Source organism: Ruegeria sp. CL6, assembly GCF_056536465.1.
On record NZ_JBQFPR010000004.1, the window covers coordinates 456,215 to 478,818 of the forward strand.

Below are 22,604 nucleotides of genomic sequence, written 5' to 3' on the forward strand. Positions count from 1 at the left end.
CGCGCTGAACAGTTGGCCTATTCAGCCGGAGGCCCGAATGACATCCCAAGCGCGCCACACCCTGCCCACGCATGAAGTCGTGAACCAACCTCCCACGCGTGGCGATAGCGACCTTTGGGGGACTGATCCGGTTCTGCGGAACCTTCTGCGCGATTTCGGTGGACGCGCCGACCCGGTATCGGCCTATGGTGACATACTCGGGCGCGCCGAAACGCGCGAATTGGGGCGCGAGGCCAATCGGCACCCGCCGGAACTTGTACCGTTCGATCAAGGTGGCCGTCGCATCGACGAAGTCAGGTTCCACCCTGCGTATCACCAGATGATGCAGATCAGCCAAACTGCTGGCTACGCAGCGCTAGCCTGGGACGGACAGGCCGGTGGCCACACCACCCACGCGGCAATGGTATATTTGGCCAGTCAGGTCGAGCCCGGACATTGCTGCCCGCTGACGATGACCTACGCCGCAATTCCCGCGATCGAAGCCGACGCGCACTTGGCCTCGATCTGGCGTCCAAAACTGTCGGCCTTCGGATACGACAAGACAGCTGAAGCAATAGCCAACAAAAGCAGCGCCACGCTGGGGATGGCGATGACCGAGAAACAGGGCGGCTCGGATGTGCGGGCCAATACCACAACCGCCACACGGGACGGAGATCACTGGCGGTTGCGCGGGCACAAATGGTTCTGTTCGGCCCCTATGTCGGACGGGTTCCTGACCTTGGCGCAAGCTCCGGGCGGCTTGACCTGTTTCCTTGTCCCCCGCTGGTTAGAAGGCGAGCGCAACGCGATCCACCTGATGCGCCTGAAAGACAAGCTGGGGAATAAGGCGAATGCCTCGTCCGAGATCGAATACCACGACGCGCTGGCTTATCAGCTTGGCGACGAAGGGGCCGGAGTTCGCACGATTCTGGAAATGGTGCATCACACCCGGCTGGACACCGCCATCGCCCCCGCCGGATTGATGCGCGCCGCGTTGACCGAAGCCCATCACTGGGTCTTGCATCGCAGTGCTTTTCAGCGCCGATTGATCGACCAGCCGCTGATGCGCGCCGTTCTTGCCGATCTGGTGCTGGACTGGGAGGGCGCACTGACGCTGGGACTGCGCGTCGCCCAAGCGTTTGACGGCGCCTCTGCCGAGGACCGCGCTTTGGCCCGCATCGGTGTCGCGCTGGCCAAGTTTCTGAACAACAAACGTTGTCCCGTCGTCGCCGTTGAAGCCCTGGAGATTCTGGGCGGCATGGGATACGTCGAAGACACCGCCCTGCCGCTGATCTACCGCGAAGCCCCCCTGAACGGGATCTGGGAAGGGTCCGGGAACGTGATCTGCCTCGACATCCTGCGAACCTTGGCGCGAGAGCCGCTGGCCGCCGAGGTTCTGCAAGCGGAACTGAACGCCACAACGGGTGCGGATCGGGAATACGACGCTGCGCTAAAGGCACATCGCGACCGCTGGCCGGGCATCCCCCCCGAAACCGAGGCGCGCTGGTTCGCAGAACGAACAGCGCTATTGTTGACCGCGTCCCAGTTGCTGCGACATGCGCCCGGCCCCGTAGCCGATGGCTTTGTCGCCACCAGAATCGCGGAACACAGCGGTCGGATCGCAGGGTCGGTCGCAGGTCTGGATACGAACGCGCTGCTCGGGCGCTTGGAATGACCCGCCCACTTGCCGGGTTCCGCCAACTATTGTAGGGGCTGCGCATGTTTGACGAAGCTGACGATATCCATCCGCTCTTTGCTGGCGCGCCCTCGACGACCGAGTTCAAGAAGCTGCGCAAGCGCATCGTGCGCCAGACCCGCGAAGCGATCGAACACTACGGGATGGTGGATTCTTCGGCCCATGACAAAGACGGCAAGCCCCCTCGCTGGCTGGTGTGTCTCTCGGGCGGCAAAGACAGCTATACCCTGCTGGCCGTTCTTTATGAGCTGAAGTGGCGCGGCCTGCTGCCGGTTGACCTGCTGGCCTGCAATCTGGATCAGGGGCAACCCGGCTTTCCCGCCACCGTCCTGCCTGAATTCCTAGAGCGGATGGGCGTTCCCCACCGGATCGAATATCAGGACACCTATTCCGTCGTCATGGACAAGGTTCCGCAGGACCGCACCTATTGCGCTCTGTGTTCGCGCCTGCGCCGGGGCAATCTGTATCGCATCGCGCGGGAGGAAGGTTGTTCAGCCGTTGTGCTGGGCCATCACCGCGACGATATCCTCGAGACGTTCTTCATGAACCTGTTCCACGGCGGACGTCTGGCGACGATGCCGCCCAAACTGGTGAACGAAGAGGGCGATTTGTTTGTCTATCGTCCTCTGGCACATGTGGCCGAGGCCGATTGCGAGAAATTCGCCAACGCAATGAACTATCCCATCATCCCCTGTGACCTGTGCGGCAGTCAGGACGGGCTGCAACGCCAGCAGGTAAAACAGATTCTGGATCAATGGGAGAAGAACAGCCCGGGACGCAGACAAGTGATGTTTCGCGCGCTGACCAACGCACGACCTTCGCACCTTCTGGACCCAAAGCTTTTCGATTTCGCAGGTCTGAGCCTGAACACTGACAAAAATGACGAAAATGAGGACAAAATTCCTCGGTTGCGTTAACGACTGACTCAGAATGGTTTTCTACGGTTACCCTGAGCGTGCGATGCCCAAGGGAAAGGCCCGGAAAACTGATGTGGAAACATTTCTCTATTAACAGAGCTCTCGACTTTCTCGCCACCGCTTTCAGCGGCCCGTCTGCTTTGGCATTTGCACCGGCGATTTGTCTTGCGGCGTTTTGGATTGGCGGCGAACGCGCGCTTGTTACCGTGGCGCTGGCCCTGCCCTTCTTGATTGCGGCACTCACCGCCCTGACCCCCAAATCGGGTCCATCCTCTGACCGCCGTGGCGAGGCGGGCGGCTTTTTGGCGATAGACACATTCGCCACCGAGATGGAGACTTTCTTTGAAGCCGGCCGAAATACGCACCAAGAATCCGCCTGCCTCATCGTCGCATTAGACGGTTTTGCAGAACTTTCGGATCTTCACGGAAACGCAGCAGCCAACCACCTGACCCAACAGTTCTTTAGCCGTGTTTTGTCTGCAATCCGTGCAGGCGACATCACAACGCGGCTGGACCAGAATTCGGTCGCCATCGGGCTGCCTCCGTCGAATCATCTGAACCTTGAGGCATGCATACAGATGTCGGGTCGCATACAGGCTGCCATTGAAGAACCCGTCACCCTGAACGGGGCGGGCATCTACCTGACGTGTTCGATTGGCTTCAGTCTTTTGTCCAGTGTCCCTGAGGATGGGTTTGAAGCGTGGTTAGACGCTACAAGTTCCGCTCTGGCCGAAGCGCAGCGGAACGGCCCGTCCACTATCCGCTCTTACTCCAGCGAAACACGTCGCCGGTCACGCATCCGGGCCAATCTTCGCAAGGAATTCGAGGCAGCGTTGGAGAGTGGTGAAATCCGCCCCTGGTTTCAGCCTCAAATATCAACCGATACCGGGCAAGTCACCGGCTTTGAAGCCCTTGCCCGTTGGGAACATCCGCAAAAAGGCGTGCTGAGCCCGCAGGTATTTCTTCCGTTCGCCGAACAAGCCGGCTTGATGGAAAAGTTCGGTCAAACCATGCGTCACCATGCATTTGCCGCTATGCGAAAATGGGACCACGCAGGGGTAGCTGTGCCGCGAATTGGCGTCAATTTCGCCTCCGACGAGTTGCGGGATCCTGCCCTGATTGACCGGTTGAAATGGGAACTGGATCAAAATGACCTGACCCCGGACAGGCTCGCCGTGGAAATTCTGGAAACCGTCTTTTCAAGACGCCCCGATGACGTGATTACACGCAACGTGACAGCTCTATCCGGGCTCGGATGCTGTATAGACTTGGACGATTTCGGCACCGGCCACGCCTCGATCGCCTCAATCAAGCGGTTTGACGTTTCGAGGATCAAAATCGACCGGTCATTTGTAGCCAAAGCCGATCGGGACGCCAGCCAACAGCAGTTGGTCAGCGCGATCCTGACGATGGCGGAGCGGCTGAATGTCGAAACACTGGCCGAAGGCGTGGAAACTCAAGGGGAACACGCGCTGATGGCGCAACTGGGCTGTGACCACGTTCAGGGGTTCGGGATCGGCAAGCCGATGCCATTTGAAAAAACTCTGGACTGGATCACAGCGCACCAGAACAAGGTTAAGGGTGTCCCCAAGATCGGGCGTCAAGCGGGCTCGTAAACGCGAAATTACGCCAAAAAAGCCTTATACGCGACGACAAGACGGGCGATTCCGCTTGACCTTTGGGGCCGCACTCTGTTGAACCCACCGGGTGTCTTTCACTGCTTAAGGTGGCTGTCCCAGATGGACGATCAGAATAAGAATCTCATCCTCGCAACCGCGCTCAGCTTTGTCGTGATCCTCATTTGGTTCGTGCTGTTCCCGCCGCCCGAACAAGTGACTTCGACCGATCAGAGCGAAATCAGCGCAACTGAGGCCAACGAGGTTCAGACACCCAGCGCTGCAGGAACCGGGACCGCGGGTGAAGCGACCGCCACCGCCGAGGAAGCCCTGCCCGAGGCACAAGCCCCAAGGGTTCAGATCGACACACCTCGACTTGAGGGCAGCCTGTCCCTGTCGGGCGGTCGCATCGATGAGCTATTCCTGAAGGACTACAAGGTTTCGATCGAAGACGGTGCTCCGATTGTTGAACTTCTGTCTCCGGTTGGTTCCGAGTCCGCTTATTACGCCCTTTACGGATGGGCACCGGGTGCAGGTGTCACGGGGTCCGACGTTCCGGGTCCAAACACTCTGTGGACCGTCGAAGAAGGCGAAACACTGGGCGTCGACACTCCGGTCACCTTGAAGTGGGACAATGGAAACGGCCTGACCTTCCGCCGCATGATCTCGGTGGACGAGAACTATATGTTCGAGGTCACGCAATCCGTTGAAAACAATACCCAGGCCGAAGTCGGCATGGCGCCCTACGGTATTCTGGCCCGCCACGGCATCGGCGAGGACGGCGATCTGCCCGAGCTAAAGAACTTTTTCATCCTGCATGAAGGCGTGATGGTTATGGCCGACGGCGTTCTGGATGAGATCGACTATGGCGATGTCCGCGATTTCGACATTGACCCAAATGAACGCGCGCAAGCCGAGGTTTTCCAAGTCAAAGAAGGCGGTTGGATCGGGTTTACCGATCACTACTGGATGACCACCCTGATCCCCGAGGAAGGCTCGGCCTTCAAAGCCGCCGCGAAGTATGACGCGCGCCGCAAAATCTATCAGACCGAGACGGTTCTGCCGACGCTCACAGTGGCGCCTAACGCTACCGAAAAGGTAACCACGCAGCTTTTTGCTGGCGCAAAGGAATGGGAAACCATTCGGGAATATCAGGCCGACGGCGTTCAGAAATTCATCGACAGCATCGACTGGGGCTGGTTCTACTTCCTGACCAAGCCGATCTTCTGGCTGCTGCACAACATCAATGCGCTGATCGGCAACATGGGCTGGTCCATTATCGGCCTGACGCTGATCATCAAGGCGATCCTGTTCCCGCTGGCGTTCAAATCTTACGTCTCGATGGCGAAGATGAAGGAACTGCAGCCGCAGATGGAAGCTCTGAAAGAGGCTGCAGGCGACGACCGCCAGAAGATGCAGCAGGGCATGATGGAACTGTACAAGAAGGAAAAGGTGAACCCCGCCGCAGGCTGTCTACCGATCCTGATGCAGATCCCGATCTTCTTCTCGCTGTATAAGGTGATCTTCGTGACGATCGAACTGCGTCAAGCCCCGTGGTTTGGCCCGTTCCAAGACCTGAGCGCACCTGATCCGACCTCGATCATGAACCTGTTTGGCCTGCTGCCCTGGGGCGGCCCGCAGCCTGACACGCTGATGGCGCTGGTCTTCATTGGTATCCTACCGCTGTTGCTGGGTATCTCGATGTGGCTGCAGCAAAAGCTGAATCCGGCACCAACCGATCCGACTCAGGCGATGATCTTTGCCTGGATGCCATGGGTGTTCATGTTCATGCTGGGCAGCTTTGCCAGCGGGCTGGTGGTTTACTGGATCGCGAACAACACGATCACGTTCACTCAGCAATACCTGATCATGAGAAGCCAGGGTTATAAGCCCGACGTGTTTGGCAATATCAAGTCCAGCTTCAAACGCACACCGAAGACGGATGACAAATGACGGCAGAAGTAACCAGCCTCTGGCGGCATCCCATTAAAAGCCACGGCCATGAGGCTGTCGAAACCGTAACACTGAACCCCGGGCAGACCATGCCCGGGGATCGTGTTTGGGCGGTCGCGCATGAGGCGTCCAAAGTTGACGGCTCGGATTGGGCACCTTGTGCGAATTTCAGCCGTGGTGCCAAGGCGCCGCAGTTGATGGCAATCACGGCCAGGCTGACAGGTGATACGGTCGCGCTCAGCCACCCCCAGCGCCCTGATCTGAGTTTTCAGCCGGACACGGAACAAGATGCGTTCCTTGAATGGGTGAAACCTTTGATGCCGGCCGACCGTGCCGCCTCTGTGCGTATTGTCCGCGTACCCGGACGGGGAATGACCGACAGTGACTTTCCATCGGTCAGCCTGTGCAACATGGCCTCGCACCGGGCGGTTCAGCAGAAACTGGGCAAGGAGTTGTCCATCAAACGCTGGCGCGGCAACATATGGTTCGACGGCCTGCCCCTGTGGGAGGAAAGTGAATGGCTGGGTCGCGAGGTTCAGATCGGACAGGCGGTGCTCCACGTGCGTGAGCGGATCACACGCTGTCTGGCCACAACCGCAAACCCGGACACCGGCAAACGGGACGCGGATACCCTGGGCGCGCTGAACAGTTGGAACCATCAGGAATTCGGCGTTTACGCCGAGGTGATCCGAGGTGGAGAAATAAAAATAGGCGACACGGTGCAGGTGCTATGACAACGCTTCCTTTCCCCCTTGCTGAGACACCAGACGAATTCTCGCTTGAGCGCGGGCGCAAACTTTTTGCCGGCCCGTCTGAATTTGTCAAAGGCGTTGTGGCGATGAACGGCCTGCCTGCCCCGGACCGGCTGGAGGTCTGCTTTGCCGGTCGTTCCAACGTCGGCAAGTCCAGCCTGATCAACGCGCTAACCGGCACCAAGGGTCTGGCCCGTGCCTCGAACACGCCGGGTCGGACACAAGAGATCAACTTTTTCACCCAAGGTCCCGAGCTGTATCTGGTTGACTTGCCGGGTTATGGCTATGCCAACGCGCCGCTCAAGGTGGTGGAAAAGTGGCAGCGGCTTCTGAAGCAGTATCTGAGTGGCCGCCAGACCCTGCGCCGGGCCTTTGTCCTCATTGACTCGCGCCATGGGGTAAAACCCGTCGACGCCGACATCATGAAGCTGCTGGACACCAGCGCCGTGACTTTTCAATGCGTGTTGACCAAGGCTGACAAGGTCAAGGCCAACGACCGTGAAAAAGTTCTGGGTCAGGTGCGCGGCGCATTGTCCAAACACCCGGCGGCATTCCCGGAGATCGTTCTGACGTCGTCAGAAAAGGGGGATGGCATCCCCACTCTCCGCTCGATCATCGCCAATTTGGAATAGCTTCACCCTTGGCAGCGCGGGGCAAAGGTCCTAACACGGGGCCTCAGAGGAACAGCAGCCATGAAGACACGAGATATGAACCGGGACTGGATCGCAACCGCAGCAACATTGAACAGCGCATTGCCGTATTTGCAGCGCTACGACGGCGCGATTGTCGTAATAAAGCTGGGCGGCCACGCGATGGGCAGCGACGAGGCAATGGAAAGCTTTGCCCGCGATGTGGTTCTGATGCGCCAGGTGGGTGTGAACCCCGTTATCGTGCATGGCGGCGGGCCAATGATCAACGCCATGCTGGACAGGCTGGACATCCAATCCGATTTTGTGAACGGCAAGCGGGTGACGGACAAGGCCACCGTGGAAGTGGTCGAGATGGTTCTGTCTGGCCTTGTAAACAAGCGTATCGTTCAGGCGATCAATGGACAGGGCGGAACCGCCGTTGGGCTGTCGGGCAAGGACGCCAACCTGATGATCTGTGATCAGGCCGATCCCACGCTGGGTTTTGTCGGGTCTCCGTCCGAAATGAACCCCAAGATTCTGCACGATTTGTTCTCGCACGACGTGATCCCGGTGATCGCGCCGCTGGGCGCAGGGCGTGAGGGCGAGACGTTCAATGTCAACGGAGACACCGCTGCCGGGGCCATCGCTTCGGCGCTGAAGGCAGATCGCCTATTGCTGCTTACGGATGTCTCAGGCGTCAAAAACGCGGCCGGAGACGTTGTGACCGAACTGAAGGCCGGGCAAATCCGCGAAATGACACTGGATGGTACAATCGCGGGCGGCATGATCCCCAAGACGGAAACAGCATTGGACGCGTTGCATAACGGCGTGCGGGCAGTCGTCATTCTGGATGGCCGTGCGCCCAATGCCGTTTTGCTGGAACTGTTTACAGAGCACGGCGCCGGATCGCTGATCCGCCCAGACTGACCCTTTGGCACCGGAGGAGACATGGAAGCCCATCCCCCAAACTCCTCAGAAGCGTCGCTTGCCAGCTATGAACATGTCGAACAAGCCGCGAGGGGCACCGGGCTGATCCTCATGGGCGCGACCCATCCGCGTGTGAGCGGCGCAAAGGATCTGGATGCGGGTACCCTTGTTCTTCTGGGCGCTGGCCCTGAATTCTGGCCGACCCTGAAATCTGCGCCTGAATGGGCGGGTGATGATCCGGTGGACAGGTGGTCCCTGCGGGTGGTTGGGCAATTGGCGCAGGAATTGGGCGCTCGGGCATATTTCCCTTTTGGCGGCCCGCCTTACGCACCCTTTATCGATTGGGCGCTGAAATCTGGCCGAACATTCAGCAGTCCGGTAGGCGCGTTGGTGCACGACACGGTGGGCATGATGATATCCTTCCGCGGGGCGCTGCATTTCTCGCATGAATTCCGCATCCCCGAAGCCCCTGACACATCGCCATGTTCCGACTGCCCTGCCCCCTGCACCAGCGCATGCCCCGTCGGTGCCCTGAGTGACAAGGATTTCTACAACGTATCCTCCTGTCACGCCCATCTGTCGACTGACGCCGGGCAGACCTGCATGACGGGCGGCTGCCTCGTGCGGCTGTCATGTCCGCTCAGTGCCGGGGCCGGACGGGACCCTGAACAATCTTCGCATCACATGAAGGCCTTTCATCCCTCATGAGCTTAACCTTGATCCTAATGCGTCACGCAAAATCCAGTTGGAATAGTCCGACGCTGGCAGATCATGACAGGCCACTGAACAAACGCGGCCGAAAATCCGCGCCGGCTATTGCAGCTTGGCTGCGCGATAACGGCTGGCTGCCGGATGAGGTGCTGTGCTCCAGCTCGGCCCGAACGCGTGAGACTTGGGATCGGATGGATTTGCAGGCCGACAAGGTTTGCTTGCATCGATCACTCTATCACGCCGACCCCGAGGACATGTTGAACGAATTGTCGGGCGCGACTGAACCAACGGTGCTGATGCTGGGTCACAACCCCGGAATCGCCGAATTCGCCCATCGGATCGTGCATAACGTACCAGAGAACCTTCGTTTTCAGGACTACCCCACATGCGCGACGACCGTGATCCAATTCGATATCACCGACTGGTCCGATATCGACTGGCACAGCGGAGATGTTCTGGGCTTTGTCACCCCACGCGAGCTTCTGGAATAGAAAAAGGCGAGGCCAAAGCCCCGCCCTTTCGTAATTTTCGACCAGATCAGTGACCCAGGATTTGGCTGAGGAACAGCTTGGTTCGCTCGCTCTGTGGGTTGTTGAAGAACTCCTCTGGTTCGTTCTGCTCCACGATCTGACCGGCATCCATAAAGATCACGCGGTTGGCGACCTGACGGGCAAAGCCCATCTCGTGCGTGACGCACAGCATGGTCATGCCTTCCTCGGCCAGTTCGATCATGGTGTCGAGCACCTCTTTGATCATTTCCGGGTCCAGCGCTGATGTCGGTTCATCGAACAACATGATCCGAGGCATCATGCAGAGCGAGCGCGCAATCGCCACACGTTGCTGCTGACCACCCGACAACTGACCGGGATATTTCAGCGCCTGATCCGGGATTTTCACCTTTTCCAGGAAATGCATCGCGCGCTCTTCGGCCTCTTTCTTGGGCGTCTTGCGCACCCAGATCGGGGCCAGAGTGCAGTTCTCCAGAATGGTCAGGTGCGGGAACAGGTTGAAGTGCTGGAACACCATCCCAACCTCGGACCGGATCTTGTCGATGTTCTTGAGGTCATTCGACAACTCGGTCCCATCCACGACGATCGTACCCTGCTGGTGTTCTTCCAGCGCGTTCAGACAGCGGATCAAGGTGGACTTACCCGACCCCGACGGCCCCGCGATCACGATCCGCTCGCCCTGATTGACGGTCAGATTAATGTCGCGCAGCACGTGGAACGATCCGTACCACTTGTTCATGTTGCTGATTTCAATGGCGACCTCGTCGCTCACCTGCATTTTAGAGCGGTCGATTTCGCGTTCGATTGCAAGTTCAGACATGTGTTGAACTCCTTAACGATGGCCAGTCTGAAGCTTGCGCTCCAGATACATGGAATAACGGGACATGGAGAAGCAGACGACGAAGAACAGTGCCGCGATGAACGCGAACAGTTCCCAGTAGATGCCGTTCCAGGCGGTGTCGGCACGGATGGCGGATGCCAATCCGATTACGTCGAACAGCCCGATAATCGACACCAGAGTCGTATCCTTGAAGATCCCGATGAATGTGCTCACGATGCCCGGAATTGAGATTTTCAGGGCTTGCGGCATGATGATCAGTCGCTGTGCCTGCCAGTAGTTCAGGCCCAGACTGTCGGCCCCTTCGTACTGACCGCGCGGCAAAGCAGCCAAGCCACCCCGGATCACCTCAGCCATGTACGCGGCCGAGAACAGGGTCATCATGATCATCACCCGCAGGATGATGTCAAAGTTGGTGCCCGGCGGCAGGAACAGGTTCAAAAGCAACGACGCCACGAACAACAGAGTGATCAGCGGCACGCCACGAATGAACTCGATAAAGCCCACGCACAGGTACTTGACGATCAGCAGGTCGGACTGGCGGCCCAGCGCCAGTACGACGCCGATGGGCAGCGAGACACCGATTGCCACAACGCCCAGCAGGATCGCCAGCATGAAGCCCCCGAACTGACGGCTTTCCACCGCTTCGATGCTGATCGGGATGATCGAGGCCATAGCGCTGGTGAAGAAGCTTGAGATCACCAGCCACCATATCACGGCAGCCGCAACCGCAAGGATGATGCCGATCAGGTTGCTCAGTTGTTTGCTGAAGATGGTGTAGACACCCCAACCGACGACAAAACCCAGCGCAGCCGATACCGGCCCCCAGATGGTTCCGCCCCACATCAGCCAAGGCATCAGGAAGGGGTAGATCGCCGAAAAGATCAGCATCTTGGTAGGAACACGATCCGAATACAGCACCGGAGCCAGCGCCACCAACAGCAGCAGCAAGGAAACGATCGGGCGCCAGTACAGATGGCTTGGATAGAAACCGAACAACAGCTGCAGCCAACGGTCATTGATCACAGCCCAACATGCGTGACCATGCGTCGAACCCCAATTGGCCATCATAATCTCACGACATTCGTTCAGCGAATCGGCGTTCCAGACTGACTGGAATATCCAAGGTAAAACGCCGGCCAGAACGTAGTAGATCGCATAGAGCGACACCAACGTCAGGATCGAGTTGAACCAGCTTGAGAACAGGTTGTGCTTGACCCACCCAAGCAAGCCGACCTCGGAAGCGGGTGGTGCCTGTTCCGGCAACATTTCCGTGCGGACAAATGAAACATCACTCATATTACCGCTCCACCAGTTTGACACGGTTGTTGTACCAGTTCATCACAGCCGAAATGCTCAGCGAGATGGACAGGTAAACCAGCATCAGCAGCAGAACACATTCCAGCTCGCGGCCGGTCTGGTTCATGGTGATGCCACCCAACGTACCCGTGATGTCCATATATCCAACCGCGATCGCCAGCGACGAGTTCTTGGTCAGGTTCAGATAGTTCGAGATCATCGGCGGGATGATCACCCGCAGCGCCTGTGGCAGGATCACCAGTCGCATCGTGCGACCCGGGCGCAGGCCCAGCGCAGATGCGGCTTCGGTCTGGCCCTTCGAGATGGCCAGAATACCAGCGCGCACGATCTCGGCGATGAAGGCTGCCGTGTACAGCGACAAGGCCAGCCACAGCGCAATCAGCGAGTTACGCATATGCGTCCCGCCCGAGAAGTTGAACCCCTTCAATTCCGGGTAACCGAGGTGGAAACCCAGAACACTCAGCAGGATAATCATCGGCACAAAGAGAATACCAAGCTGGATGTGCCAAATCTTCGGCCGATCGCCGGTGGATTCCTGTTTTGCCTGTGCCCATGCCGACACTTTGCGCATGGTGAAAATACTACCACCCAGCACGATCAGGACAGCAATCAGGTCCAACGACACATCAAACCGCAGGCTTGACGCACCGAACAGGTGAATGTCTCCCAGGCTGCGCGAGAACAGAAACTCGGGGATATAGACCCCGCGGTTCGTGATCGCGACCGAGTCGAACAGTTTCATCGTCGCCTCGGGATCTTCGCCCCGGAACGCCCTTGGCGCGGGCAGGCTTTCGATCAGAATGGCCATCGCCAGAACGATCCACAGCAAAACCGGCACGTTGCGGAACATCTCGACATAGACGGTCATGATCCGGGCAATCAGCCAGTTGTTCGACAGGCGCAGGACGCCGACCAGAACACCGACGATAGTGGCCGTGATACAGCCAAGAACAGCCACAACCAGCGTGTTCAGCAGGCCGATAAAGGCCGCGCGCAGATGGCTGTCGCGCGAGTCGTATTCCAGCAGACGTTGGTTGATGTCATAGCTCGCCGGTTCTCCGAAGAAACCGAACTCAACCGGTTTGCCCAGAGCCTCGAGGTTCTGAATGGTATTGGAAATGATCCAGGCTGCCAGAAGCATGAAACCGATCAGAGCAATGACCTGAATGGTCGCAGATCGATACCGCGTATCGTAAAGGAGCATGGACAGCCGGAACTGCTCCTTTGGCGGGTCAGTGAGAGTCGTCATGACCTATGTTTTTCCCCGTGCATCCCGGGTGCTCGGCAAGGTTTTTCCCTGCTCAAATCTATCCGGGCGTGTTTCTTATGGAATGAAAAAGGGCGCAGGTTGCCCCGCGCCCTTTCCCGTAGATTTTAGCGGAAAGGCGGTGCGTACAGCAGGCCGCCATCAGTCCACTGCGCGTTCAGGCCGCGCGCCAGACCGATCGGAGTTTCTTCGCCGATGTTCTTGGCAAAGACTTCACCGTAGTTGCCGCCCGCTTTGATCGCGCGCTTGGCCCAATCTGCGTCCAGACCCAGCATTTCGCCCAGCGTGCCTTCGCTGCCCAGCAGACGATTGATCTCGGGGTTGTCAGTGCCAGCCGCCATCTCATCGATGTTGGCCGATGTTACGCCCAGTTCTTCAGCCGAGACCAGCGCGTTCAGAGTCCAGCGGACAACGTCGCCCCACTCGTGATCGCCGTGACGGACCAGCGGGCCCAGAGGCTCTTTCGAGATGATTTCTGGCAGCAGGACGTGATCACCGGGGTTCTCGAACGTGGCGCGGGTTGCGGCCAGGCCCGAAGCGTCTGTGGTGTAAACGTCACAAGCGCCAGCCAGGTACTGCTGCTGCGCTTCGGCGTTGGTTTCGATCGGAACCGGTTCGTAGCTGATGTTGTTCGAGCGGAAGAAGTCCGCTAGGTTCAGCTCGGTGGTGGTGCCGGTCTGGATACAAACGGTGGCGCCGTCCAGTTCCTTGGCCGAGCTTACGCCCAGCGCCTTGGGTGCCATGAAGCCCTGACCGTCGTAGTAGTTCACACCGGTAAATTCAAACTTCAGGTCGACGTCGCGGCTGAAGGTCCAGGTGGTGTTACGAGCCAGCATGTCAATCTCGCCCGAGGCCAGCGCGGTAAAGCGTGTCTTACCGGTGGTCGGAACGAATTCAACGGCGCTTGCGTCGCCCAGAACGGCTGCAGCGACTGCGCGGCACAGCGAGACGTCAAAGCCTTGCCATTCGCCATTCGCGTCGGGTGCGGCAAAGCCAACCAGACCGGTGGTCACACCGCAGTTCAGCTTACCGCGCGCTTTGACATCATCGACAGTCCCCGCTGCCGCTGCGCCAGCAGCCAGGCCGGCAACGGTTGCCACGCCCAAGATTACGGATTTTTTCATTTTTACCTCTTCCTGATTTTCCGCCCAGATCAAAGGACGGTTCTGTCCGGCACCTTTGGCACCAGAAAGGTTTCCCCAAAGGTGTCTCCCCTTTAGTGGGCTTGAGTTTGGGCGCAATCATAAACAAACGTCAAGGGTCGGATCAGCGAAAACGATAAGTCGATCCGCAGATGTTTGCAGGAGCGGCGTAAAATCAGGCGTCAGAGATCAAATCGAGACGTCAAAAAACCGTTTAGCGTGTAGGAAAGCGGCTTTTTTGACCTCGGCCGCTGCGTCCGCCTCATCGTCATGGCCCCACTGTTCGATCTGCCATATCTCGTCCAATCGGGAAATTTCCCAGATTTCCTCAGCGCCGCGCCAATCTGTGGCTGCGGCAAATCCAAGGATCAAGGACCCTGACAGGCTGACCAGATCGTGAAACGCTGCCAGTTGAAAGTCATTGAAATCATGGACACGTTCACGCAGCGCGGCCAAGGCAGAAGCGTCCTGCGGCCGGTGGAGAACGCCGGCAACGGGCAGAAGGCGTGCAGACAGCGCCACGGCAGCCCAATCCAGCGCGGGATCCCACTGCGCGGCCTGCCGTTGCTGCAACTCCTGCGGGTGCGCTGCCCGATAGCATAGCAGGTCCGAATCGCCGTAGTCGGCCAGCATGTCTGCAACCTCGGCGTGCTGGTGTTGCACTTTGTCGATGGCTGCGTTTGCAGATCGAGTAAATGGCATCGTTGTCGGATCGACTTCTTTTTCCTGCGCATCCCATTCCGCAGCGATTTCCTGCGCCATTGCACGGGTTGGCACGATCAGCCCGGCCTTGGCGGGGGTTTTGACCCCTCGACCGTCTAGTTCCACTGTATATCCGCCCTTAGCGTCAACAATCGAACTTTCTGTCCAGAATCGTTTCGGTTTCCAGTCACTCATATCTTCAGGCCCAGATTTCGTTCAGCACGTTTGGCAATTGGTCAAAGGTTTCAATGATGCGGGTCGCTGACTCCAAGGCGGATCGGTCGTGATAGCCCCAGGTTACGCCGATGCCCGGAACGCCAGCGGCGCGCGCCATATCCATATCGAACCGCGTGTCCCCGATCATCACCGTGTTGCCAGCCCCAACGCCAGTTTCCGCGCACGCCGTTTCGATCATTGACGGGTGAGGCTTTGACGGGTGGTGATCTGCAACCTGCCGCGTCACAAAATATCGCTCCAACCCGTGCGCTTCGATCAATGCGTCAAGGCCACGCTGGGATTTTCCCGTAGCGACGCCCAACAGCACCTCGGGTATTGCGTGCAGGGCCTCAATAACCTCACGCGCACCGGGATAAAGTGGCGAACTGGCCGCGCCCTGCGCGACACGGTGGGCGTGGTAGGCTTGCTTGTAGCCATCGACCAACCGTTGCTGGACTTCAGTTGCGTGTTCATTGGCGAGTTCTGAAATGGCAACCGGCAGAGAAAGCCCGACGATGGACAAAATGGCCTGCCGGTCCGGAACCGGCAGGGACAAGGCGTTGAAACTGGCCGTCATTGCGGCAACGATACTGCCCTGACTGTCGACCAGAGTGCCATCCACATCGAACAGCACCAGACGCAGCGGTGCGCTCATTGCAGTTCCTCAAACGGGTCGTCGGCGGCCAGGTCTTCGGCCCAGCCGAACGTGTCCCAACTGTGTTTCATATGATCCGGCAACGGAGCCTTAACAGTGATCGTCTTGCGCGTCACCGGATGCTGGAACGACGCCTGCCGAGCATGCAAGTGCAGCTTTTTGCTGATGATCCCGCCGAGCTGCGCACCCCAACCGTCGCCAAGGTTTTCCTGACCCGAGCCACCATACTTGCCATCACCAATAATCGGATGCCCAATCGCGGCCATATGCGCCCGCAACTGATGCGTTCGACCGGTAATCGGCTCCATCGCCACCCATGCGGCGCGCCCTGCCACTCGGTAAAGTGTGGCATAGAGCGTATGCGCGCGTTTCGCGCCGGGTGTGTCGTTGACCTCATTCAGGTGAACGGCGACCATCTTTTCGCCTTCGCCCTGCTTTCCGTGGCCTGATGCCTTGACCAGACCGGTCTTAATCTCGCCCAGATACGGCGTCGGCACACCGGCAACCAACGCCCAATAAATCTTGCGCGTATCGCGGTGGCGGAAGGCTGCGGTCAGGCCCTTGGCGGCCTCGCGCGTGCGAGCCATCAGCAGAACGCCGGATGTGTCCTTGTCTAGCCGATGAACCAACCGCGGGTTTTCATCGTAGCCAAACCGCAGCGCTTCGGACAGGCTGTCAACATGGCGGGTCTGGCCGCTGCCGCCCTGCACGGGCAAGCCATGTGGTTTGTTCAGCGCCAGCACGTGATCGTCGCGGTAGATCACGCAGGATTGGATCATCTTGGCGTCCGCGTCAGAAATCCGGCGTTTGACCTCGGCCGGTTTGTGATCGACGTCGGGCAAAGGTGGGACGCGCACAACTTGTCCAGCCTCAAGCCGGGTCGAGGCTTTGACCCGGCCACCTTCCACACGCAATTCACCCTTGCGGCACATCTTCTCGATACGGCCCTGACTGACATGAGGGAACAGACGGCGCAGCCAGCGATCCAGCCGCTGGTCTCCGTCACCTTCTGCCACGGTGATCATCTGTACGCCGCTCATGCCAATATCCCCTGCGTCGCGCGGTGATCCCGTGCGAAATGCGTGTCTTTCAGTGCCATAGAAAACATGCGCGTCTGTGGCGTGCTCGACCGCAAGAGTCAAGCAGGCGTTAGCCGTTGCGCTGCGCGCGAAGCTTCGCGAAGTACTCCAACCGCTTTTTCAACTCGCGCTCGAAGCCGCGTTCGACGGGCTGGTAGAGATCCGGCCGCTGCACGCCGTCCGGGAAATAGTTCTGACCGGAGAAACCATCTTCGGCGTCGTGGTCATAGGCATAGCCCGCGCCATAGCCCTGATCCTTCATCAGGGATGTCGGCGCATTCAGAATATGCTTGGGCGGAGGCTCGCTACCGGATTGTTTGGCCAGCCGCATGGCGGCTTTGTACCCCACATAAGCCCCGTTCGACTTGGGTGCCAAGGCCAGATAGACCAGCGCCTGCGCCAAGGCCAGCTCCCCTTCCGGGCTGCCAAGACGTTCATAGGTTTCCCAAGATTGCAGGCATATCGCCTGAGCCTGTGGGTCAGCCAACCCGATATCCTCAACCGCCATCCGAGTGATCCGGCGCGCCAGATATCGAGGATCCTCGCCCCCCGTTAGCATCCGCGCAAACCAATACAATGCCGCGTCGGGGTCGGACCCCCGCACTGATTTGTGCAGCGCCGAGATCAAGTTGTAGTGTTCATCACCGGACTTGTCGTATTTTGCTGCCCGGCGCATCAGTCTTGTGGACAAAGCTTCCGGGTCCAACGGCGCGTCAACCTGCCATGCCGCAACCTGTTCGACCAGATTTAACAAAGCCCGACCGTCACCATCCGCCATTTCCTGAAGCGCTTCACGCGCGGCACCCGTCAGCGGCAATGCCCGGCCCAGCTCTTTTTCCGCGCGTTGGGTCAGATGCTCCAGATCAGACAGGCTCAGACGTTCGAGCACCAGAACTTGCGACCGGCTCAGAAGGGCTGCGTTCAGCTCAAAAGAGGGGTTTTCGGTCGTGGCTCCGACCAACAGGATCGTTCCGTCTTCCATATGCGGAAGAAACCCATCCTGCTGCGCCTTGTTGAACCGATGAATCTCATCCACGAACAAAAGCGTGCCCTGCCCGTTCTGACGCCGTATCTTCGCAGCCTCGAACACCTTTTTCAGGTCCGGTACGCCGGTAAAAATCGCGCTGATCTGAACGAAATGCAGGTCCGTTTCCTGTGCAAGCAACCGCGCGATCGTCGTTTTACCGACACCCGGCGGCCCCCAGAATATCAGGCTCGACAAACTACCTGACGCCAGCATGACGCCCAATGGCGCGTCCGGGCCCAGAACCTGCTGCTGCCCGATCACCTCGGACAGCGCTTGCGGCCGCAGGCGATCCGCCAGTGGCCGGTGAGGGCTGGCCGCGGGCTGGGTGGACCCGGTATCGAACAGATCGCTCATTGCGTCACAATCGGAACCGCAAAGACACGGTGCGCCCACCGCGCAGGATGTCGAACTGCAACCTGCGGCCCGGATCAGTTAGCGCGCCGACCAGATCGTCAGGATGTTGAATTTTCTGACCGTTGACGCTGTTGATCACGTCCGCGGCGCGCAGACCGGAACGCCCTCCATAGGGACCGGCATTGACCACGACGACCCCGGTCTGCGACAACAGCAAACCCATCCGCGAGATCACCGCCGGATTGATGCGCGACACTTCCAGCCCGGGCATGACCGTTTGATCACCCAGCGTGGTCTGGTCCGCTGACGGAGTTTCCGGCGCTTTGATCAGCGCGATCTCAATCTCTGCGCTGCTGTCGCCGCGCAACAGGGTAAGAACCGATGTACCGCCGACACCCGCCACAGACATCCGAAACTTCATCTCGGCGGGTGAGTTCACCTCATCCCCGTCAACATGGGTCACAACATCGCCGACACGCAAACCGGCCTCGGCCAATGGGCTCAGCGCGTGCAGGTCCGAGATCACGACGCCCTGTGGGATAACAAGCCCCAGAGACTCGGCGATGTCGGCGCTCATGTGCTGCCCGGCCATTCCTGCCCAGGGGCTTACAAAGCTGTCATTGCCGGATTGCGCTTGCCGAAGAAACTCGGCCACCAGATTTGCAGGGATAGCAAAGCCGATGCCGTTCGACCCACCGGATCGTGTCAGGATAGACGTGTTGATCCCGATAAGATCCCCGTTCACGTCGATCAGTGCACCGCCCGAGTTACCCGGATTGATCGCAGCATCCGTTTGGATGAAGTACCCGCGTGCATTGCCGGTTGCCGTGCCCGTGCGCGCCAGCCCTGAAATAATCCCCGAGGATACGGTCTGCCCGACCCCGAACGGGTTTCCGATGGCCAATGCCAGCTCTCCAACCTCGACTTGATCGGAATCGCGCATTTGAAGGTATGGCAGGTCCGTCGCATCCTCTAGCCGCAGAATGGCGATGTCGCTTTCCTTGTCACCCAACACGACCTGCGCCGAGTATTCACGGCGATCTGTTGTTACGACGCGAATCTCGGTTGCCGTTCCGACGACATGGTAGTTCGACACCACGTAGCCATCGTCTGACAGGATGACACCGGACCCCAGTGAATTCTGGACCCGTTGGCGAGGCTCCGAGAACCCGCGACCGAAAAAGTCCTGAAAGAACGGGTCAGAGAATAGGGTGTTCGCACGCCCCTGACGTATGATCTTGGCGTAGATATTCACGACCGCCGGCGACGCCTGCTTGACGACCGGCGCAAATCCCAATGAGATTTCGGCCTGTGATTGGGGAACACGGGTTTCTGCCGCAGCAAAAGACGCACACGCTATGAAAAGTGCGGAAAGAGAGGGGCGGAGCATTGTTTCCTCGACCTGCAATTCTCAGATGGATATGCGGCTCCGCGCGCCGTAATGCAAGCGTCGACGCGCGAAGATGGCCGCTTCAGTCGCTAAGTGCGACTGCTGTGATGGGTTGCAGGTTGCCTCGGCGTTCCCTACCGGCGCGTCATTCTACCGGTGACCAATCAGGGCCGGGGTCATAGGTCTCGATGTCTGCGCTCAGGTCCAGTGTTTCCGGCCCCAGGTCAGCCTCGTAGACGATCCCGTTTTCGCCCACCAGGAACGAATGAATTCCCGTCTCTCCATAATCCGCCGGAACCGCAAGCATTGCGTGGCCGGCCACGAACTTGTCACTGACCATATAGGAATAAGCCCCACCGGGGGCATTCGGCCCCTGCCCCTGCAGGATCGTGTAATAGTAGCCAAGAAACGGCTCAGCGTCGTAATCTGCTTCGCCATCGCTCCATCCGGATGCTGCGGCTCTTGCAAGGGCCGCCCCGACGAAACTGTCCTCATCCGGCCAGAATAGCCCGTTGCGCATACCCGGATCGGCAATGATGGTGCGCGCAAATTCCATGACGCCATCGCCGTTGTGATCGACCAGTCGGAACGCCGCCTGCAGATCAACATAAGCTTCGAGCAGGTCGATTACTTCCAGCTCGTTCAGACCAATCTCACGCGCGGCGATTTCTTCAGCGCCCGCTTCGATGTCAAACTGCCAAGCCTCTCCACTGCGCAGGATCGGGATGGGGAAAGGCCAGCTATCCTCGCCCAACAGGATCACAACCCCGTCGTCTTCGGGCTGAAAGCGATAGCCTTCGGCGTACATGGCCAGCAACTCACGCCGCCTTTGCTTGTCTTCGGCAGGATCGCCGGACCCGATCAGGTCTTCGGCTTCAGGCCCAAAAATTTCCAGCAGAGCATTGTGGTCATCCGCCCTAAGAGCATCCACAAACGCGTCCAGAGCCGTCTGAGGCGTGTCAAATCGCGCGCCCTCGGACATCGCCAAGCCAGCAGATGCGAGAAGAAAGACTACAGAAACAACCGCTTTGCGCATATTACCTTCTCCGTGCTCCCTTGGCCGCATGTCCACGTTTCGACGCGCTTTTGGCCCTATTACCAGAGGATTTCTTTTTCATGGCCGCACCCTTGGCGGCCGATGGCTTGCGCTGAGTCGTCGCCGGTTTCTTGGCCTGAGGCTTCTTGACGCTTTGCGGCTTCTGCTTGACCGGTTTCTTGACGGCGTCCGGCCTTTGCTTGGTGCGGTCAATGGCCTGCTGCTTGGCGGCGGCCCGGTCCCCGTCTACGTTGCCACGGTTCACCTTTGGCAGTTGCTTGTCACCGCCACGGTTGGCCAACGCGCTTCCGGCCACGGCCCCTGCGCCAGCCCCTGCTGCAACAGCAGCGGCGCGATCACGACTGATATCCGCCGCACCGGACTCCCGGCTCAGCTTGGCTCGCAGCTCATCCGTCCGCCCTTCCGGTCGGTTGACAGGTAGATCGGCACGCCCGCCTTCGGGCCTTTTGTGATCCGAAATCTTGTCGCGCGCCTGTTCTTTCCGCTCGGGGTCCGGGGTCCAGCCGATATCCGTCCGGTCGCCTCGGTCGATCTCGTTTCCAATATTGATATTGCCGTCCACATCAATGTCGATATCGGGGTTTCTGACGATGGGCTGACCATTCCACCCACCGCAATTCCGGCAGCCCCAATAGTCATTCCAATCGTCATCGTCGTCGAAGATTTCGTCAATCAGGGCAACCGCCCCGAACGTCAGTAGAGCGGTTCCGATTACGTCCCCGGTCGAGGGGCCGGTGTAAACGGTCTGCGGATCATATTGCGGGACGTAAACCGTTTCCGTGTTTGTCGGGGTGATCACAACCGTTTCGTCTTCGGCCACTTCAACGGTCTGTTCCGGCCCCGAGATCAGCGCACCGCTGTCAATCGCCTGATCCCGCATGACCTGTACGGCATCCATCACGTCATCGGACTGCGCCAGCATCGCGGTCCCCATAGTCTCGGTCCAGTCGATATGCGTGGCCATTTGCCCAACGACTTCGGGGAAGGCTGTTGCCAGCACACTGACGGAGGGATCCCATCCCATGGCGTCGATCTCGGGCTCCAGCTCTGTCGGATCACGATCCGCATTGTCCAGCAGGAACCTCTCGGCCTTTACGATCTCTAGCGGTTGGGTGGCCGCTACGAATATCTGGATAAGCAACGTGTCGGGATATAACGCGACCGGCGCGACCAGCGTTTGCAGTTCGGCGTCGGTCAAAAGGGTACCGTCGGCCTGCGCGTCCTGCGATGCCTCCTGCGCGAACACAGAAACGGGTGCGCAAAGTCCGAGTACTAAGACAAGATATCTAAACATATTGCGATCCTTCAATTGGACCAAGGATCGCCCAAGTTAATGATTCTGGCAACAAATCCGCTTTTGGGGCCGCCAGAACGAAAAAACCCCCACGCCTGTGGCGCAGGGGTTTCGTTCAGAAAGACGGGCTTTCTTATTCTTCGTCTGCGGCTTCTTCAGCAGCAACGCGCGCCTTATCAGCCGCGCCTTTGGCGTCGAGATCACGATCAACAAACTCGATGATCGCCATCGGTGCCATGTCGCCATAGCGGAAGCCTGCTTTCAGGATGCGGACATAACCGCCCTGACGCTCGGCGTAGCGGGGGCCCAGAACGTCGAACAGCTTGGCGACATCTTTGTCTTCTTTCAGCCGTGCTGCGGCCTGACGACGGGCGTGCAGGTCGCCGCGCTTGCCCAGAGTGATCAGCTTTTCGATGATCGGGCGCAGTTCTTTTGCCTTGGGCAGAGTTGTTTTGATCTGCTCATGCTCGATGAGCGAGCCAGCCATGTTCGCAAACAGAGCCTTGCGGTGCTCATGAGTACGGTTCAGGCGGCGGTAACCACGTGCGTGACGCATTGTTCAATTCCTATCTTG

Annotated in this window: 21 protein-coding genes; 9 read left to right on the top strand and 12 right to left on the bottom strand. The window is 58.9% G+C overall.

The genetic code is table 11. The annotated features are described in order from the left end of the window. The first annotated feature begins 37 nt into the window (after nucleotides 1-37). From ACR0LH_RS14345 to ACR0LH_RS14385, 9 genes are all read left to right on the top strand, one after another. Entirely contained in the window at nucleotides 38-1,654 is a 1,617-nt protein-coding gene (locus ACR0LH_RS14345; protein ID WP_480721492.1) for an acyl-CoA dehydrogenase family protein, read from the top strand. Nucleotides 1,655-1,698: 44 nt separating this feature from the next. Continuing rightward, on the top strand, nucleotides 1,699-2,592 hold the full coding sequence (ttcA, locus tag ACR0LH_RS14350) for a tRNA 2-thiocytidine(32) synthetase TtcA (protein ID WP_480721494.1): 894 nt from the start codon (nucleotides 1,699-1,701) through the stop codon (nucleotides 2,590-2,592). 71 nt (nucleotides 2,593-2,663) lie between these two features. Beyond that, nucleotides 2,664-4,208, top strand: a complete 1,545-nt coding sequence (locus ACR0LH_RS14355) for a putative bifunctional diguanylate cyclase/phosphodiesterase (RefSeq protein WP_480721495.1) — start codon at nucleotides 2,664-2,666, stop codon at nucleotides 4,206-4,208. 123 nt (nucleotides 4,209-4,331) lie between these two features. Next, nucleotides 4,332-6,161, top strand: coding sequence for a membrane protein insertase YidC (gene yidC / locus ACR0LH_RS14360; protein WP_480721496.1), 1,830 nt, complete (start codon nucleotides 4,332-4,334; stop codon nucleotides 6,159-6,161). Beyond that, nucleotides 6,158-6,895 carry an MOSC domain-containing protein gene (locus ACR0LH_RS14365; protein ID WP_480721497.1) on the top strand — a complete coding sequence of 246 codons (738 nt, stop codon included), beginning with the start codon at nucleotides 6,158-6,160 and terminating at the stop codon, nucleotides 6,893-6,895. The genes yidC and ACR0LH_RS14365 overlap by 4 nt, the downstream gene beginning before the upstream one ends. Beyond that, nucleotides 6,892-7,545, top strand: a complete 654-nt coding sequence (yihA, locus tag ACR0LH_RS14370; RefSeq protein ID WP_480721498.1) for a ribosome biogenesis GTP-binding protein YihA/YsxC — start codon at nucleotides 6,892-6,894, stop codon at nucleotides 7,543-7,545. The genes ACR0LH_RS14365 and yihA overlap by 4 nt, the downstream gene beginning before the upstream one ends. A 60-nt stretch (nucleotides 7,546-7,605) precedes the next feature. After that, nucleotides 7,606-8,469 carry an acetylglutamate kinase gene (gene argB, locus ACR0LH_RS14375; protein WP_480721499.1) on the top strand — a complete coding sequence of 288 codons (864 nt, stop codon included), beginning with the start codon at nucleotides 7,606-7,608 and terminating at the stop codon, nucleotides 8,467-8,469. A 21-nt stretch (nucleotides 8,470-8,490) separates the two neighbouring features. Beyond that, the gene (locus tag ACR0LH_RS14380) at nucleotides 8,491-9,177 is read left to right on the top strand and encodes a ferredoxin (protein ID WP_480721500.1); all 687 of its coding nucleotides are present in this window, start codon (nucleotides 8,491-8,493) and stop codon (nucleotides 9,175-9,177) included. Then, nucleotides 9,174-9,671, top strand: a complete 498-nt coding sequence (locus ACR0LH_RS14385) for a SixA phosphatase family protein (protein ID WP_480721501.1) — start codon at nucleotides 9,174-9,176, stop codon at nucleotides 9,669-9,671. Before ACR0LH_RS14380 ends, ACR0LH_RS14385 begins: the two co-directional genes overlap by 4 nt. Before the next feature lie 46 nt (nucleotides 9,672-9,717). Here ACR0LH_RS14385 and ACR0LH_RS14390 read toward each other — a convergent pair whose 3' ends face one another. The 12 genes from ACR0LH_RS14390 to rplQ form a co-directional block, all read right to left on the bottom strand. Then, on the bottom strand, nucleotides 9,718-10,509 hold the full coding sequence (locus ACR0LH_RS14390; protein WP_480534637.1) for an amino acid ABC transporter ATP-binding protein: 792 nt from the start codon (nucleotides 10,507-10,509) through the stop codon (nucleotides 9,718-9,720). A gap of 12 nt (nucleotides 10,510-10,521) precedes the next feature. Continuing rightward, nucleotides 10,522-11,826 carry an amino acid ABC transporter permease gene (locus ACR0LH_RS14395; RefSeq protein WP_170566062.1) on the bottom strand — a complete coding sequence of 435 codons (1,305 nt, stop codon included), beginning with the start codon at nucleotides 11,824-11,826 and terminating at the stop codon, nucleotides 10,522-10,524. A gap of 1 nt (nucleotide 11,827) precedes the next feature. Further along, nucleotides 11,828-13,096: an ABC transporter permease subunit gene (locus ACR0LH_RS14400; protein WP_170389960.1), complete on the bottom strand. Its 1,269-nt coding sequence runs from the start codon at nucleotides 13,094-13,096 to the stop codon at nucleotides 11,828-11,830. Between the two features lie 125 nt (nucleotides 13,097-13,221). Then, entirely contained in the window at nucleotides 13,222-14,238 is a 1,017-nt protein-coding gene (locus ACR0LH_RS14405; RefSeq protein ID WP_170389958.1) for an amino acid ABC transporter substrate-binding protein, read from the bottom strand. A 207-nt stretch (nucleotides 14,239-14,445) separates the two neighbouring features. Then, entirely contained in the window at nucleotides 14,446-15,153 is a 708-nt protein-coding gene (locus ACR0LH_RS14410) for an ATP12 family protein (protein ID WP_170566059.1), read from the bottom strand. A 4-nt stretch (nucleotides 15,154-15,157) separates the two neighbouring features. After that, nucleotides 15,158-15,829, bottom strand: coding sequence for an HAD-IA family hydrolase (locus tag ACR0LH_RS14415; protein WP_480721502.1), 672 nt, complete (start codon nucleotides 15,827-15,829; stop codon nucleotides 15,158-15,160). After that, the gene (locus tag ACR0LH_RS14420; protein ID WP_170699401.1) at nucleotides 15,826-16,869 is read right to left on the bottom strand and encodes an RluA family pseudouridine synthase; all 1,044 of its coding nucleotides are present in this window, start codon (nucleotides 16,867-16,869) and stop codon (nucleotides 15,826-15,828) included. The genes ACR0LH_RS14415 and ACR0LH_RS14420 overlap by 4 nt, the downstream gene beginning before the upstream one ends. Before the next feature lie 109 nt (nucleotides 16,870-16,978). Beyond that, nucleotides 16,979-18,289 carry a replication-associated recombination protein A gene (locus ACR0LH_RS14425; protein WP_480721504.1) on the bottom strand — a complete coding sequence of 437 codons (1,311 nt, stop codon included), beginning with the start codon at nucleotides 18,287-18,289 and terminating at the stop codon, nucleotides 16,979-16,981. 4 nt (nucleotides 18,290-18,293) lie between these two features. After that, on the bottom strand, nucleotides 18,294-19,679 hold the full coding sequence (locus ACR0LH_RS14430) for a trypsin-like peptidase domain-containing protein (protein WP_480721505.1): 1,386 nt from the start codon (nucleotides 19,677-19,679) through the stop codon (nucleotides 18,294-18,296). 145 nt (nucleotides 19,680-19,824) lie between these two features. After that, complete coding sequence (locus ACR0LH_RS14435; protein WP_480721507.1) at nucleotides 19,825-20,715, bottom strand: DUF2950 family protein; 891 nt, start codon at nucleotides 20,713-20,715, stop codon at nucleotides 19,825-19,827. 1 nt (nucleotide 20,716) lies between these two features. After that, entirely contained in the window at nucleotides 20,717-22,030 is a 1,314-nt protein-coding gene (locus ACR0LH_RS14440; protein ID WP_480721508.1) for a DUF3300 domain-containing protein, read from the bottom strand. A 133-nt stretch (nucleotides 22,031-22,163) separates the two neighbouring features. Continuing rightward, on the bottom strand, nucleotides 22,164-22,586 hold the full coding sequence (gene rplQ, locus ACR0LH_RS14445) for a 50S ribosomal protein L17 (protein ID WP_170389941.1): 423 nt from the start codon (nucleotides 22,584-22,586) through the stop codon (nucleotides 22,164-22,166). Between the last annotated feature and the right edge of the window lie 18 nt (nucleotides 22,587-22,604).

What these genes read in the sequence shown, in the direction of transcription:
- ACR0LH_RS14345 (WP_480721492.1), top strand. Translation starts at nt 38, where the DNA reads ATGACATCCCAAGCGCGCCACACCCTGCCCACGCATGAAGTCGTGAAC.
- ttcA (WP_480721494.1), top strand. Translation starts at nt 1,699, where the DNA reads ATGTTTGACGAAGCTGACGATATCCATCCGCTCTTTGCTGGCGCGCCC.
- ACR0LH_RS14355 (WP_480721495.1), top strand. Translation starts at nt 2,664, where the DNA reads ATGTGGAAACATTTCTCTATTAACAGAGCTCTCGACTTTCTCGCCACC.
- yidC (WP_480721496.1), top strand. Translation starts at nt 4,332, where the DNA reads ATGGACGATCAGAATAAGAATCTCATCCTCGCAACCGCGCTCAGCTTT.
- ACR0LH_RS14365 (WP_480721497.1), top strand. Translation starts at nt 6,158, where the DNA reads ATGACGGCAGAAGTAACCAGCCTCTGGCGGCATCCCATTAAAAGCCAC.
- yihA (WP_480721498.1), top strand. Translation starts at nt 6,892, where the DNA reads ATGACAACGCTTCCTTTCCCCCTTGCTGAGACACCAGACGAATTCTCG.
- argB (WP_480721499.1), top strand. Translation starts at nt 7,606, where the DNA reads ATGAAGACACGAGATATGAACCGGGACTGGATCGCAACCGCAGCAACA.
- ACR0LH_RS14380 (WP_480721500.1), top strand. Translation starts at nt 8,491, where the DNA reads ATGGAAGCCCATCCCCCAAACTCCTCAGAAGCGTCGCTTGCCAGCTAT.
- ACR0LH_RS14385 (WP_480721501.1), top strand. Translation starts at nt 9,174, where the DNA reads ATGAGCTTAACCTTGATCCTAATGCGTCACGCAAAATCCAGTTGGAAT.
- ACR0LH_RS14390 (WP_480534637.1), bottom strand. Translation starts at nt 10,509, where the DNA reads ATGTCTGAACTTGCAATCGAACGCGAAATCGACCGCTCTAAAATGCAG.
- ACR0LH_RS14395 (WP_170566062.1), bottom strand. Translation starts at nt 11,826, where the DNA reads ATGAGTGATGTTTCATTTGTCCGCACGGAAATGTTGCCGGAACAGGCA.
- ACR0LH_RS14400 (WP_170389960.1), bottom strand. Translation starts at nt 13,096, where the DNA reads ATGACGACTCTCACTGACCCGCCAAAGGAGCAGTTCCGGCTGTCCATG.
- ACR0LH_RS14405 (WP_170389958.1), bottom strand. Translation starts at nt 14,238, where the DNA reads ATGAAAAAATCCGTAATCTTGGGCGTGGCAACCGTTGCCGGCCTGGCT.
- ACR0LH_RS14410 (WP_170566059.1), bottom strand. Translation starts at nt 15,153, where the DNA reads ATGAGTGACTGGAAACCGAAACGATTCTGGACAGAAAGTTCGATTGTT.
- ACR0LH_RS14415 (WP_480721502.1), bottom strand. Translation starts at nt 15,829, where the DNA reads ATGAGCGCACCGCTGCGTCTGGTGCTGTTCGATGTGGATGGCACTCTG.
- ACR0LH_RS14420 (WP_170699401.1), bottom strand. Translation starts at nt 16,869, where the DNA reads ATGAGCGGCGTACAGATGATCACCGTGGCAGAAGGTGACGGAGACCAG.
- ACR0LH_RS14425 (WP_480721504.1), bottom strand. Translation starts at nt 18,289, where the DNA reads ATGAGCGATCTGTTCGATACCGGGTCCACCCAGCCCGCGGCCAGCCCT.
- ACR0LH_RS14430 (WP_480721505.1), bottom strand. Translation starts at nt 19,679, where the DNA reads ATGCTCCGCCCCTCTCTTTCCGCACTTTTCATAGCGTGTGCGTCTTTT.
- ACR0LH_RS14435 (WP_480721507.1), bottom strand. Translation starts at nt 20,715, where the DNA reads ATGCGCAAAGCGGTTGTTTCTGTAGTCTTTCTTCTCGCATCTGCTGGC.
- ACR0LH_RS14440 (WP_480721508.1), bottom strand. Translation starts at nt 22,030, where the DNA reads ATGTTTAGATATCTTGTCTTAGTACTCGGACTTTGCGCACCCGTTTCT.
- rplQ (WP_170389941.1), bottom strand. Translation starts at nt 22,586, where the DNA reads ATGCGTCACGCACGTGGTTACCGCCGCCTGAACCGTACTCATGAGCAC.